The sequence below is a fragment of the Brucella lupini genome (assembly GCF_002252535.1).
In the GTDB taxonomy this organism is placed as follows: Bacteria; Pseudomonadota; Alphaproteobacteria; order Rhizobiales; family Rhizobiaceae; genus Brucella; species Brucella anthropi.
In genome coordinates this window covers 266,969-281,066 of sequence record NZ_NNRN01000062.1, presented here as the reverse complement: position 1 = coordinate 281,066, position 14,098 = coordinate 266,969, and the positions used below count along the sequence as shown (strand labels likewise).

Genomic DNA, 14,098 nt, shown 5'->3' with positions numbered 1-14,098 from the left:
CACCCTTCCGATCCGGACTAAAAGGCGTTAGAATTATTCACTCAGATTATTCAAACAATTAGTAATCAATCCTAATAATTGCGGCGTAATGGTCGTTTTGGACGCATCTTTAGAATTAAATTTCTGCGATCAATAGAACATCAACCAGTTCACGGATACCGAAAATGAAATTCGCTCAGATCATCGCTACCGCAGGCATCATTCAGGCAGCTCTCTTCACCGGCGCAATGGCTGGAGAAAATCTCGACGCCATCAAGTCGGCGGGCGTTTTAAAGATCGGCACTGAAGGCACCTACGCGCCGTTCACCTACCACGACAAGGACAACAAGCTTGTCGGCTTCGACGTGGAGATTGGTGAAGCCGTTGCCGCCAAGCTCGGCGTAAAGCCGGAATTCGTTGAAGGCAAATGGGACGGGCTCATCGCTGGGCTTGATTCCAAACGCTATGATGCCGTTATCAACCAGGTAGGCATTACCGAAGAGCGTCAGAAGAAGTTCAACTTCTCCAACCCCTATATCGTTTCCAAGGTCGTTCTGATCGTCAACGACAAGGACGATACGATCAAGGATTTTGCTGACCTTAAGGGCAAGAAGTCAGCACAGTCGCTCACCAGCAATTACGGCAAGCTCGCGAAGGAAGCTGGCGCTGAACTCGTAGCCACAGATGGTTTCGACCAGTCGATCCAGCTTGTTCTGACAGGCCGTGCGGATGCGACCCTTAATGACAGCCTGTCTTTCCTCGACTTCAAAAAGCACCAGCCTAAGGCTCCGGTTAAGGTTGTGGCCGAGAAAGAAAATGCCGACGCGTCGGGCATCATCGTCCGCAAGGGCGACGATGATCTCGTTACGGCGATCAACAAGGCTCTCGACGAAATTAAAGCCGACGGCACCTACGACAAAATTTCACAGAAGTATTTCGGTCAGGACGTTTCCAAGTAAGCGTTTTTCCTGGTTTACAAGACGAAGCCGGAAGCCACTTCCGGCTTCGTTTTATTGTGATTGTGAAAAACTATTCCCAAGACATGAATGTCAGACTGTATAAGATAAGGACGCGCAGGCTCATCAGCGCAAGTTCATTTCAGTCTGACTTTATGCATTATTGAGGAGCCGAAAACCGTGCCCGATTGGCTTCAACTGATGGTGGAATCCCTGCCGACTCTTTTGTGGGCTGGCTTGATTTTCACCATTCCCCTCACCCTTCTGTCCTTTGCATTCGGCCTGACATTAGGGCTCCTGACCGCGCTCGTGCGCTTGTTCGCTCCGCTCTGGCTTTCATCTATTGCACGCTTCTATGTCTGGATATTTCGCGGCACCCCCCTGCTTGTGCAGTTGTTCGTAATCTTTTACGGCCTGCCAAGCGCCGGCATCTATCTCGATGCATTTCCAGCAGCCGTAATTGGTTTCTCTCTCAGCGTTGGTGCTTATAGTTCGGAGATTATCCGGGCGGTCATATCCGCCGTTCCGAAAGGTCAATGGGAAGCCGCATATTCCATTGGTATGAGCTGGCGTCAGGCACTTGCGCGCACCATTCTGCCACAGGCAACCCGCACCGCAGTACCACCGCTCTCCAATTCCTTCATTTCTTTGGTAAAGGATACGTCGCTTGCAGCCGCCATCACCGTGCCGGAGCTTTTCCAGTCCGCGCAACGTATCGTCGCGACCACTTACGAACCTCTCATCCTCTATATCGAAGCAGCCTTGATCTATCTCGTGATGAGTTCCGTACTCTCAGCGCTGCAAGTGCGCCTTGAAAAACGCTTCGGGCGTTATGGCGGCACACTGGAGACAAACGCATGATCGAGCTGCAACACATCGTAAAGCGCTTTGACGACGCTGTGATCCTTAATGATATCAACGTTGCGATTGCCGAGGGCACAGTAACAGCACTGGTCGGTCCATCCGGCGGAGGCAAAAGCACGTTGCTGCGTTGCATAAACCTGCTGGAGATTCCGACGTCGGGCACTCTGGTTTTGGGTGGCCAGAGTCTCAGCTTCGAGCCTGACCGTAAGCCGAGCTGGCAGGCAATCCAATCAATCCGCCGCCAGACAGGCATGGTGTTTCAGAACTTCCAGCTCTTTCCTCACCAGACCGCGATCCAGAATGTGATGGAAGGCCTCGTTACGGTTCTGAAATGGCCGAAGGACAAGGCAAAAGAACGTGCGATGGAATTGCTCACAAAGGTAGGGATGGCGCATAAAGCGGATGCTTGGCCTTCAACGCTCTCTGGTGGCCAGCAACAGCGTATCGCGATTGCACGTGCACTGGCACCATCCCCGCGTGTTCTGTTATGCGATGAGCCCACCTCGGCCCTTGACCCCGAACTCGCCTCCGAAGTCGTTGATGTTCTGAGCAAACTTGCAAAGGAAGGCACCACCATGGTGATCGCGACACACGACCTGCGGCTCGCTTCCAAAATTGCAAAGAACGTCGTCTTTCTCGAGTCGGGCAATATCGTTGAAACGGGCTCCGCACACGAGGTTTTCACGCGGCCTACGCGTGAGCGCACAAAACAATTCGTTGCGACAATCAACGCAGCCCATACTTACGACATCTAATCTGCAGACATATCGTCTCCTTAAGGGCTTTCGCCACCAGCGAAAGCCCTCGGGCGCGCCGTTGGCTCAAATTTCATACGTGCATTCAAAATTTTCCGGCGGCTCTCGACAGCCTGCCCCTTGGTAAAACAGAAAACCACTGTTACATTATGCACAACGTAGAAATTGAAGCGCCTTGCTTGCGTCCTGACAGGTTCGCGCGGCGCCATAAGGACAAGAACCTTGAAGAACCCCGACGAGCGCACCGCCGAAATGGTGCATCAAGGGGCGTCCGGCGGACAATCGGGCAATTCGCAGGCCCGGAATCCGCCCGATAACGGCAAGCGCAGACCGCGCAAGAAAGCCGTTACAGATATCGGCAATGCCCGTAGTGCATCCGATTCAGGACGCTCAAAGCCACAGGACGAGACCGAAGGCACGAATTCGCAGAGCCAGCGTAAACGCGCACGTCGGCGTCGGCGCGGTAAGTCTGTGCCGGCTGTTGAAGCTTCTGCGCAAAAGCCCGAGGCTGCAGAAACAGCGAACAACCAACAGCGATCTTCCGGAAAAATCTCGAATCGCCGCCGCCGCGCTCGTAAAAAGAAGCAGTCACGACAACAGGGTGCGCAAACGCCGCTGGTAGCTGAAGCTGCGTTGAAGTCTACGCATAATGTCGCGCGCCCGGAAAGCCAACATGCATCGACGCCGAACAAGCGTAAGGGCGGCAATGGCCAAATGCCCCGCGCTGCTAATGGCGCGCATCACGAAAAGGGCGACGCTCCACTTTATGCGGCTTTGGATCTTGGCACAAATAATTGCCGCCTGCTGGTTGCGTCGCCGACGCGGCCGGGCCAATTCCGCGTTGTGGATGCATTTTCACGCATCGTACGATTGGGAGAAGGCTTGAGTGCCACTGGCCAGCTTAGCGAAAATGCGATGGATCGTGCCGTTGAAGCACTGAAGATTTGCCGTGACAAACTTGCAGGAAAGAAAATCAGACGTTCGCGACTGATAGCCACCGAAGCCTGCCGTTCGGCTTCGAATGGCGAAGCATTTTTGGCACGGGTTCTGGCGGAAACCGGACTTGAACTGGAGATCGTAGACCGGCAGACGGAAGCCCGGCTCGCTGTCTCAGGCTGCGGTACACTGGTTACCCGCGAAACGGATGCCGTCGTGTTGTTCGATATTGGTGGCGGCTCTTCTGAAATTGCGCTGATTGATGTTTCCCGTCGCCGTTCTCCTCGTCTGGCAGAGCATATCATGGCCTGGACGTCTCTTCCTGTCGGCGTGGTGACGCTGGCAGAACGTTTCGGCGGACGCAATGTCACGCAGGAAAGTTTCGATTCCATGGTTTCGCATGTGACCGATCTGCTTGCGCAATTTGCCGAGCGGCAGTGTCTCGGAAATCTGACTGCCAGTCCACGTTTCCACCTGCTGGGTACATCTGGAACCGTAACCACGCTCGCTGGAATTCATCTCGGCCTCGACCGCTACGATCGGCGCCGGGTCGATGGCATGTGGATGGGTGCCGACGATGTGACGCAAATGACCAACCGTCTTCTCTCATGGGATTTTGACGCTCGTGTAGCCAACCCGTGTATTGGCGCAGATCGCGCCGATCTGGTATTGGCAGGCTGTGCTATTCTCGATGCGATACGCAAAGTATGGCCCAGCGAAAAACTACTAGTTGCCGATCGTGGTTTGCGTGAAGGCATTTTGACCGAACTGATGTCGCGCGACGGCGCATGGCGGCACAATCGCGCGACAGGCGCTAGAAACAGGCACTGAAAATGAGCAAGGCAGGCGGAAACAAGGGTGGAGTAAAAACTGGCGGTCGCGGTGGCGCGGGCTCCAGCAATCTGCAGGTACGTGTGAAGAAAAAAGCAGGCACGATCAAGGAATCGTCACGCCGCTGGCTGCAGCGCCATTTGAACGACCCGTATGTTCATAAATCCAAGCAGGACGGATATCGTTCGCGCGCAGCCTACAAGCTCATTGAAATCAATGATCGTTATGATCTGCTCAAGAAGGGCCAGAAGATCATCGATCTTGGCGCTGCGCCTGGCGGCTGGTCGCAGATCGCGGCCAAGATTGTCGGTTCAACCGACGAGAATCCGCACGTCGTTGGCATCGACTACCTTCACGTCGACCCCCTGCCCGGCGTTGTCTTGCTGGAAATGGATTTTCTCGATGATGAGGCGCCACAAAAACTGATGGATGCGCTCGGTGACAAGCCCGATTTAGTTATTTCCGACATGGCTGCCCCGACGACTGGCCACCGCAGGACTGATCATCTGCGTACCGTGCATCTGTGTGAAGTCGCCGCTGATTTTGCCATTTCGGTTTTGAAGCCGGGCGGGCATTTTCTCACCAAGACATTCCAGGGTGGCACGGAAAATGAACTACTAGCTCTGCTGAAGCAGAAGTTCCGCTCTGTGCATCATGTCAAACCACCTGCATCACGCGCGGAATCGGTCGAGCTTTATCTACTCGCCCGCGATTTCAAAGGCTGAAGCTTATTTTCCGGCTGAGGTGCTCGCGGCTTCGATGGCTGCGGGCTCCTTACCGTGATGTTTCACGACTGTTGGCGCAGACAGTTCCTTGCCTGCATCAGGTGCGAGCCGCGCAAACCAGAGAAAAGCCAGAGCGGAAACGGCAGCAACCACAAAGAAGCCGATGTGGAAGTCCACCAATTCGAGATGGGCTCCGCGTAACGACGTACTGATTTCCAGAATACCACCTGCCAATGCCACACCGATAGCAATGGAAACCTGCTGCGCCACTGCCGTGATGGGCGTCGCCTGACTGGTCTTTTCATCGGGGATTTCGGCGAAAGCCAGCGCATTGACACCAGTGAAAAACAACGAACGCGCAAAGCCCCCCACCAGCAAAAAGCCGATGATGATCCAGTAAGGTGTTGTCGGTGTGAACAGGCCGTTGACGGCAATGAAGCAGGCCGAAATCAAGGACCCTGCCATCAAGGCGCGCCGGAAACCAACGCGAACAAAGATACGCTTTGCACCGAATTTCATGCTGATCGCACCGATCGCCGAAACGAAAGTCATCATACCCGATTGAAACGGTGTGAGACCAAAGCCAAGCTGAAACATCAATGGCAGCAGGAATGGAATAGCCCCAATCCCGAACCGGAAAATGCTGCCGCCGATGACTGCGGAACGAAATACCTGATTATCGAAAAGTTTCAGGTTCAGCAGCGGATCATCGGTTCTCCTCGCATGCTGAAGATAGAGAACCGTGCAGACAATACCGATTGCAAGGGTTGTAAAACCAACCGCTGGCGGCAAGGCTGGCAGGCTGACGACCGACAGTCCGAAGACAACGCCAGACATTGCGATCCCGGAAAGAAAGAAGCCCGTCCAATCAAGGCGCTTTACGATGCGCTCGTCTGTGTCCGGCAGGAACCGCGTTGCAAACCAGATACCGACGAAACCGATCGGTACATTAATCAGGAATATCCAATGCCAAGTCAGGAAAGTCGTGATGAAACCACCGACTGGTGGACCTACCAGCGGCCCGACCATTGCTGGAATCGTAAGCCACGCCATAGCTGACACAAGTTCACTGCGCGGAGTCGAACGGATAAGTACTAGACGGCCAACCGGTGTCATCATCGCACCGCCCATGCCCTGCAAAAACCGCGCAACGACGAAAGCAGTCAGTGAATTCGATGCAGCGCAGGCTACAGAACCAACCACGAATACCGCAATTGCAGCCCGGAAGACATTCTTGGCCCCGAAGCGATCCGCCATCCAGCCGCTGACGGGAATGAAAACTGCGAGCGCAACAAGGTAAGCGGTCAGTGCCAGCTTGAGCGCAATAGGGCTTGTACCGATGTCAGCAGCGATAGCAGGAAGCGACGTCGAGATGACGTTCGAATCCATCTGCTCCATGAATAGGGCTATGGCCAGTACGAGAGGAATGATGCGATTCACGGTAATATTCCGAAATGACGGATATTTAAGAGCTGACAATCCTATGTAGCGCCGCACTGATTATTGCTAGTCAGAGCAGCGTCACATTGCGGTGAATATGCGATAAAATCAGTAATTTATCGCAGTTTTGGGCCTAACTGGCTCTCTGTCGACAAAAGTCACTGAATTTCTCACGCCAGATTTCAACCGTTCACATTTGCGTAAAACAGGGTTGCGCTTCCCGTAACAGCTTGTTACATTTCGTTACAGTTTCACGAGGCTTCGAACCGGGTGGGGGGCCGCTCCGGTTCAAGGAGGTAGGAAATGAACGATATTACAAGAACCGCCATCATCTACGGGATGATGATCATTTCACTCAATACTGCGCTTGCAGTCGGCCTTCTTGGGCTTGATTTCCTGCATTAAAGCGTGCCCCTAAACAAAGTTTTTTGCCCTCCAGGCAGACATGAAAAAGAGCGTTTCCAATAAAATGGAAGCGCTCTTTTCGTTTCATACAGTCTCCGCAGTGTTGGCAAAGATTGCACTATGTGCCTCACAGTCAGAGAATTCGACCCTGACTGTTCGGGTCAAAGAAGACCGACTTGTCCAGGTTGAAGGCCAACGTGGCCGGTTGCCCCGCAGCGATGCGGGCATCTGCGCGCAGTCGTGCCACAACGTGCTTGCCGCCCAATCGCGTAACAGCAAACGTATCCGAGCCTGCGGGCTCGACAACATCTATCAGGCAATCCCCTTCCACTATCGCATTTGCATTGCGATCAGCTCCATCCGGATCTGTGAGTGCTTCAGGGCGAATACCGAAGACAATATCCTGGCCTTCATAAGCGCCTAGTCCTTGGGGCGCCGCCTTCAATGGCAGCTTCAGTGGCTCGCCTTCGCCTCGTCCGAGATTGATGGCATAGCCCGAACCGTTCTTTTCGACTCGAGCAGTTAGCAGGTTCATTGCTGGCGATCCCATGAAGTCAGCAACGAACATATTGGACGGATTATTGTAGATTTCGGCTGGCGTTCCGAATTGCTGCAAGATTCCATCCTTGAGAACGGCGATCTTAGTTGCCAGCGTCATTGCCTCGATCTGATCGTGCGTCACATAAACGATCGTAGTTTTCATCCGGCTGTGCAGCCGTTTAATCTCGGTGCGCATGTCGACACGCAGCTTGGCATCGAGGTTGGAAAGTGGTTCATCGAACAGGAAGACCTGCGGATTACGCACCAGAGCACGCCCCATGGCCACACGCTGACGTTGGCCGCCTGAAAGCTGGCTTGGTTTGCGATCCAGCAGATGGCCGATCTGCAGGATATCGGCAACTTCCTGAATGGCCTTATCGCGCTCAGTCTTCGGAACCTTACGAATTTCCATGCCGAAAGCGATATTCCCGGCAACCGTCATATTCGGATAAAGCGCATAAGACTGGAAGACCATTGCAATATCGCGCTGGGATGGATGCAGGCCGGACACCGACTTGCCATTGATGGCTATGTCACCCGATGTGATCGGCTCAAGCCCGGCGATAGTATTCAACAATGTTGACTTGCCGCAGCCAGACGGGCCCACGAGAACGAGGAAACCGCCTTCATCAACCTCGATATTGATATCCTTCAAAACCGAAACATTGCCGTAGGATTTGTAGAGATCAGATATTTTCAGAAAAGACATTGCAACTTATCCCTTTACGGCACCGGACATCAGGCCACGTACAAAATAGCGACCGGAAACGATATAGACGATCAGCGTCGGCAGAGCTGCCAAGATTGCAGCTGCGAAATGGACATTGTATTCCTTAACGCCGGTGGAGGAGGAAACCAGATTGTTGAGTGCAACCGTCATCGGTGTGGAATTCGCACCCGAGAAGGAGGCACCGAACAGAAAGTCGTTCCAGATGTTCGTGAACTGCCAGATCACCGACACAACGATGATCGGTCCTGAAGACGGTAGCAAAATACGCCAGAATATCTGGAAGAAGCTCGCTCCGTCGATCTGCGCCGCCCGCACCAGTTCTGTCGGGAAGGCTTCATAATAATTGCGGAAATAGAGCGTCGTGAAACCGATACCGTAAACCACATGCACGAGGATCAGTCCCCAAATCGTGCCCGCAATCCCCAGAAAACCAAGAACACGCGCCATCGGAATGAGCACGATCTGGAACGGAATGAAGCACGACAGCAGTAGCAAGCCAAAAAAGATGTTCGACCCGCGGAATTGCCATTTGGTCAGAACGTAACCGTTCAACGCGCCGACGATAGTCGAGATCGCAACGGCTGGAACCACCATCAGGATCGAGTTGATGAAGAACGGCTTCAGCCCGGTAGGCTGAACTCCGATCTGTGCCGTCGACCAGGCAGATAACCATGGTTCGATGGTCCATTGCTGCGGGAGGTTCAACATCCCGCCCTGGCGGATTTCTTCAAGGGGTTTGAAGGAGTTGACCAGCATCACATAGAGCGGCAGCAGATAATAGAATGCGAAGAGCAGTAGCGCAGTGTAGATCAGCGCTCGCGTCAGCTTTCCGCTGTTGATAGCATTGTCTTGCGACTGGGCGCTCATGACCGAGACCCTCCGCGAATTTCAGAATACAGATAAGGAATGATAATCGAGAAGATCATCGCCAGCATGATAATCGCCGACGATGCACCGATACCCATCTGGTTCCGTGTGAACGTATAGGAATACATGAAAGTCGCAGGTAATTCGGTGGCCTGCCCCGGACCGCCACCGGTCAGCGCAATAACAAGATCGTATGCCTTGATTGCCAGATGAGCGAGAACCACGAAAGCCGACAGGAAAACCGGACGCATCAGCGGGATAATGATGCGTCGATAGATCGTACCGGATGATGCTCCGTCAATCTGCGCTGCTTTGATGATTTCATTATCCACGCCGCGCAATCCTGCGAGGAACATTGCCATCACAAATCCGGAGGATTGCCACACAGCAGCAATCACCAGACAGTAGATTGCCATTGTATTGCTCTTGATCCAGTTGAAGGAGAAACTCTCCCAACCCCACAAATGCATTGTGTTTTCCAGACCGATACCTGGATCAAGAAACCACTTCCATGCCGTTCCAGTGACGATGAAAGATAACGCCATTGGATAAAGATAGATCGGACGTAGAACGCCTTCACCCCGGATCTTCTGGTCAAGAAGGATCGCAAGGAACAGCCCGATAACCGAACAGATAATGATGTAGAGCGATGCAAAGATCGCCAGATTGGTGATCGCACGCCACCAATGAGGCAAGGCCCACAACTTGGTGTAATTCGTAAGTCCGACGAAGCCATATGACGGCAGCATTCGGCTATTGGTTAGCGAAAGAACACCTGTATAGATGATAAAACCATAGACAAACACGAGCACTATCAGAAAGCTCGGCCCCAGAACCAGCTTTGGCACCAGTTCTTGTAATCGGTTGTTACGCTGCATATCTGCGTCACCTTGTTTACGCCACCCGGACATATGCCAAACATCAGGCGCACGTTCCGGACATCTGTTTGATCGGCATTCCAGCGCTTCTGCATTATGCGCGACCGAATGCACCCAATAAATTCAGTCTGCTGCAATTTCCGATGGAAACATGCAGGCCTTCATCATGCAATTGTTGTTTTGATTTCTGGCCACTGATGCCAGTACTTTCAGATGCTCTACCAATATCCAAAGCACCTGAGATAGAAGGCGTCCGGAAAGGACCGGACGCCTCTTTGCTGTTATTTTGCACCTTCAACAGCCGACACGAGTTCTTTGACGGCATCTTCCGAGGAAAGTTGACCGTTGAACTGGCGTGTTACGACGTCATAGATCGCATTCTTCACCGCAGCAGGGTTAGCGTAACCATGCGCCATGGAGCCCAGCATCGTGCCTTTTTCACTCGCTTCCTTTTCGTCAGCGATAGCCTTCTTGCCGCAAGCATCGAAGTCGGTATCAGGCACATCGGTACGAGCCGGAGCGGAGCCCTTCACTACGTTGAATGCCGACTGGAAAGTCGGACTTTCAATCGCCGATGCCATTTCAAGCTGTGCAGGAACCTTGTCTTCCGAGACTTTGAACATGGCAAACATATCGGAGTTGAATGTGATAGCGCCCTGGGTGCCCGGATAGCGCATGCAGACGAAGTCTTCGCCCGGCTTCTTGCCAGCCTTGACAAACTCACCCTTCGCCCAGTCGCCCATGAACTGAAGGCCGGCTTTGCCTTCAATGACCATAGCTGAAGCCAGGTTCCAGTCGCGACCGGAGAAGTTATCGTCAACATAGGAACGCAGCTTCGTCATACGATCAAAAGCCTGCTTCATCGTATCGCTGCCGAGCGTTTCGGGATCCAGATCGATGAAGGCCTTCTTGTAGAAATCTGTACCGAAAGAAAGCACTACAGCATCAAATATCGTTGCGTCCTGCCATGGCTGGCCGCCATGAGCGATCGGAGTGATGCCCTGTTCCTTGAACTTATCAAGGAGAGCGATCAGTTCATCCCAGTTGGTAGGCTCCTTGCCGCCAGCCTTGTCGAGCGCTGCCTTGTTGATCCACATCCAGTTGGTGGAGTGAACATTGACAGGAGCAGCGATCCAGTGGCCGTCATACTTGGCAAACTCCTGCAGAGGAGCCGGAATGACCTTTTCCCAACCTTCCTTGTTTGCGATCTCATCAAGATTACCAAGAGCACCCTGCTCTGCCCAATCGCGGATGTCGAAGCCGAGCATCTGCACTGCCGTCGGAGCATTTCCAGCTGTGACGCGCGCGCGCAGTACTGTCATGGCTTCCGTACCACCGCCACCGGCAACCGGCATATCGGTCCAGCTAATGCCCTTCTTTTCGAGATCCTTCTTGAGAACGTCGAGCGCGGCGGCTTCACCGCCAGCAGTCCACCAATGCAGAACTTCAACATTCTGCTTATCCTGCGCACTGGCAACAGGGGCCATTCCGGCGAGCAAAGCACAGGCGGCTGTACCCATCGCGGCGAGCTTCAAAAGTTTATGCATGTCTACCTCCCGTAGAAACAAACGAAACTAAAACTATCGGATATCTGGCTAAGCCTTTGCTTTAGCGCAGTAATCCATCTCGTCATTCCCATCCGCGCCTCTTCGGCACAGACCCGAAACCAGCTGCACCACACAACCAGTTTCTCCTACTCACTGCCGCAATACGATGCGAAAGCTTCCGCTTTCACCTGTGCCCGGCCATCCCTCACGACGCTTTTCCTGAAATCCTCCATCCCACTCATACGCCGCTTAAGCCCAATTGACAACGTTGTCTTTTAAGGATGCTAAATATCCGCAAGACAAGATGCGAACATAGGATAGGCCCAAACCCTGCCAGGGTGTCAATATCTCCCGATAGATAAAACGCGTAAAATTCAATCGATTAAAACTTCAGGTAGAGCCAGTGCCCTGAAAAACGCTTAGAAATTAAAGCATTACCACCTCAAGGGCAGCGTTTTACTTGGTGCCTCCCATCAAACCAGCACTCTACCCCCCCTCATCGACTTGAAATGTCGGGAGTATAAAATTTCCCTTATTTCACTGGACAAGCCCGCGACGAAACCCTAATTTCACGCCGCTCGCACAATGGTGTGCGGGCTTGTTCTCGGGGCGGGGTGAAACTCCCCACCGGCGGTGTGAAGCGAAAGTTTCGAGCCCGCGAGCGCCTGAAAAGATGCCGATTCGGCTTCTGTTCAGGGTCAGCAGATCCGGTGAGATGCCGGAGCCGACGGTTAAAGTCCGGATGGAAGAGAGCGAATGAGCGTTAGGATTGCGCCCTTGGGCACAATCAATGCGTTCTTTTGTGCGCCCTGATTCTAGTTTCGTGTGGAACCTATGAACCAGAGCTATCCGAACAAGACTTCCTTCAAGATCGTATTCATTCAGGCGCGTTGGCACGCCGATATTGTCGACGAAGCTCGCAAGAGCTTTATCGCGGAACTGTCCGCAAAGGCTGGCACCAATATAGAAGTCGAAGTCTTCGACGTTCCAGGCGCCTATGAAATTCCGCTCCACGCCAAAACTCTGGCCAAAACCGGCCAGTATGCTGCCATTGTCGGCGCTGCGTTCGTCGTGGATGGCGGCATCTATCGACATGATTTCGTGGCAACTGCCGTCATCAACGGCATGATGCAGGTCGGCCTAGAGACCGAAGTTCCGGTGCTCAGCGTTGTTCTGACGCCGCATCATTTCCATGAAAGCAAGGAACATCATGAATTTTTCCATGCCCACTTCAAGGTGAAGGGCGTGGAAGCAGCCAATGCGGTGTTGCAGGTCGTTAGCGAACGCAGCCGTATTGCCGCCCTTGCATAATGATGCTTCGACCGGCCTTTGCGAAAAGGCCGGTCATTCTCCTGCGATACGCTCTCGGTGGGCATAAACGTCGAATTCAACACCTCGCACCAGTGCAACAAGCGTTAGGTTGGCATCTTCCGCCGTTCGAATGGCAAGAGCTGTCGGCGCAGAGATTGCAGCCAGAACTGGCGCGCCGAACATAACTGCTTTCTGCACCATTTCGACCGAAACACGGCTAGTAATCGCGACGATCCCATTTCCCGGTGCAGTACCGGTAAGCGAGACAGCTCCGACGAGTTTATCCAATGCATTGTGCCGCCCCACGTCCTCACGTACAGCAATAAGCCCCTCGCCTGGCACATAGAACCCCGCCGCATGAACTGCATGGGTCTCAGCATTCAGTTGCTGCTCTTTCGTAAGAGACGCGACAGCCATTGAAATATCATTGGAAGAGAATTTACTATCACCTTGTTCCAAAGCCTCAAGCGACCGCAACGCATGGTCAATTGAATCTATACCACAGAGACCACACCCAACGGGACCAGCCATAAACCTGCGTCGCGCGGCAAGCCTCTGCTCGGGGCGTTCGGACAGTCTGATCTGTAGGTCTATACCCTTTTCAAAGGCTACGACATCAACCGCTTCTATCTCGGAAATATGGTCAACGATATTCTCGGTGAGCGTGAAACCGATCGCGAAGTCCTCAAGATTATCCGGCGTAGCCATCATTACGGCTTGGGTTGAACCGTTATAGCTGACCGCCACAGGCACTTCTTCCGGGACCATTCGGGTGCTTTCATGAAAGCTCGACACACGATGCGCGATACGTACAGCGCTCTGGCTAACCTTGTGGATCGTCACCTTAATCGCTCCCCTGTCATCGCATCCGTTCTCCCAGCAGTTTCATGTGGCATGAAAACAACTTTAATGTAAGTTGCCACCGGACAAGCCGTCGCGATTTGAGCGGCAAGTGAGGAAAATATGGATATTCGCCAGGTAGACGACAATTATTCAGTCTCGGGCCAGATCGAGCCCGACGACGTACGCGATATTGCAGCGGAGGGATTTCGCACAATCATTTGCAATCGGCCTGACGGCGAAGGCGGCCCTGAACAACCCGAGTTCAGCGAAATTGCACGTGTCGCCGAAAAAGCCGGGCTTGCAACTTACTACATCCCGGTTGTAGGCGGACAATTGACGCAAGAAGATGTGGATGCGATGGCAGCAGCGCTGGATGAAGCTGAGGGCCCCATTCTTGGTTACTGCCGATCGGGTGCACGCTCTACGAATATTTACGGGATCGTGCAGCAGCAAAAGCGCGGATAAAGAACGAGCGCAAGCTATGTGGGCGG

13 protein-coding genes and 1 riboswitch are annotated in these 14,098 nt (G+C 53.3%); of the genes, 7 read left to right on the top strand and 6 right to left on the bottom strand.

The window, feature by feature from the left end; translation table 11 throughout:
* Positions 1-164: 164 nt before the first annotated feature.
* The 5 genes from CES86_RS24745 (at position 165) to CES86_RS24725 (ending at position 5,046) form a co-directional block, all read left to right on the top strand.
* Positions 165-938, top strand: coding sequence for an amino acid ABC transporter substrate-binding protein (locus CES86_RS24745; protein ID WP_010658994.1), 774 nt, complete (start codon positions 165-167; stop codon positions 936-938).
* A 177-nt stretch (positions 939-1,115) separates the two neighbouring features.
* Positions 1,116-1,796 carry an ABC transporter permease subunit gene (locus tag CES86_RS24740; protein ID WP_010658995.1) on the top strand — a complete coding sequence of 227 codons (681 nt, stop codon included), beginning with the start codon at positions 1,116-1,118 and terminating at the stop codon, positions 1,794-1,796.
* Positions 1,793-2,554: an amino acid ABC transporter ATP-binding protein gene (locus tag CES86_RS24735; RefSeq protein WP_012093173.1), complete on the top strand. Its 762-nt coding sequence runs from the start codon at positions 1,793-1,795 to the stop codon at positions 2,552-2,554. The genes CES86_RS24740 and CES86_RS24735 overlap by 4 nt, the downstream gene beginning before the upstream one ends.
* Before the next feature lie 222 nt (positions 2,555-2,776).
* Positions 2,777-4,321, top strand: coding sequence for a Ppx/GppA phosphatase family protein (locus CES86_RS24730; protein WP_094515666.1), 1,545 nt, complete (start codon positions 2,777-2,779; stop codon positions 4,319-4,321).
* Positions 4,322-4,323: 2 nt separating this feature from the next.
* Positions 4,324-5,046, top strand: coding sequence for an RlmE family RNA methyltransferase (locus CES86_RS24725; protein WP_061347054.1), 723 nt, complete (start codon positions 4,324-4,326; stop codon positions 5,044-5,046).
* A gap of 3 nt (positions 5,047-5,049) precedes the next feature.
* Here the strand turns inward: CES86_RS24725 and CES86_RS24720 are convergent, their stop codons facing one another.
* The 5 genes from CES86_RS24720 to CES86_RS24700 all read right to left on the bottom strand — a co-directional run bounded on the left by CES86_RS24720 (position 5,050) and on the right by CES86_RS24700 (position 11,453).
* Positions 5,050-6,486 (bottom strand): DHA2 family efflux MFS transporter permease subunit, encoded by a 1,437-nt coding sequence (locus CES86_RS24720; protein WP_040128274.1) that lies wholly within the window; start codon positions 6,484-6,486, stop codon positions 5,050-5,052.
* Between the two features lie 538 nt (positions 6,487-7,024).
* Positions 7,025-8,140 carry an ABC transporter ATP-binding protein gene (locus CES86_RS24715; RefSeq protein ID WP_094515665.1) on the bottom strand — a complete coding sequence of 372 codons (1,116 nt, stop codon included), beginning with the start codon at positions 8,138-8,140 and terminating at the stop codon, positions 7,025-7,027.
* Between the two features lie 6 nt (positions 8,141-8,146).
* The gene (locus tag CES86_RS24710) at positions 8,147-9,028 is read right to left on the bottom strand and encodes a carbohydrate ABC transporter permease (RefSeq protein WP_010659002.1); all 882 of its coding nucleotides are present in this window, start codon (positions 9,026-9,028) and stop codon (positions 8,147-8,149) included.
* A complete protein-coding gene (locus tag CES86_RS24705) occupies positions 9,025-9,906 on the bottom strand; it encodes a carbohydrate ABC transporter permease (RefSeq protein WP_010659003.1) in 882 nt (293 codons plus the stop codon). Before CES86_RS24705 ends, CES86_RS24710 begins: the two co-directional genes overlap by 4 nt.
* A gap of 281 nt (positions 9,907-10,187) precedes the next feature.
* Positions 10,188-11,453 (bottom strand): ABC transporter substrate-binding protein, encoded by a 1,266-nt coding sequence (locus tag CES86_RS24700; RefSeq protein ID WP_010659004.1) that lies wholly within the window; start codon positions 11,451-11,453, stop codon positions 10,188-10,190.
* 596 nt (positions 11,454-12,049) lie between these two features.
* A riboswitch (FMN riboswitch) is annotated at positions 12,050-12,211 on the top strand.
* 76 nt (positions 12,212-12,287) lie between these two features.
* Between CES86_RS24700 and CES86_RS24695 the strand changes: the two genes are divergently transcribed.
* Positions 12,288-12,764, top strand: coding sequence for a 6,7-dimethyl-8-ribityllumazine synthase (locus CES86_RS24695; RefSeq protein WP_094515664.1), 477 nt, complete (start codon positions 12,288-12,290; stop codon positions 12,762-12,764).
* Between the two features lie 33 nt (positions 12,765-12,797).
* Here CES86_RS24695 and fdhD read toward each other — a convergent pair whose 3' ends face one another.
* Positions 12,798-13,607, bottom strand: coding sequence for a formate dehydrogenase accessory sulfurtransferase FdhD (gene fdhD / locus CES86_RS24690; protein WP_094515663.1), 810 nt, complete (start codon positions 13,605-13,607; stop codon positions 12,798-12,800).
* 120 nt (positions 13,608-13,727) lie between these two features.
* On the opposite strand from fdhD, the gene CES86_RS24685 reads away from it, so the two are divergent.
* Positions 13,728-14,072: a TIGR01244 family sulfur transferase gene (locus tag CES86_RS24685; protein ID WP_010659007.1), complete on the top strand. Its 345-nt coding sequence runs from the start codon at positions 13,728-13,730 to the stop codon at positions 14,070-14,072.
* The last annotated feature ends 26 nt before the right edge of the window (positions 14,073-14,098 follow it).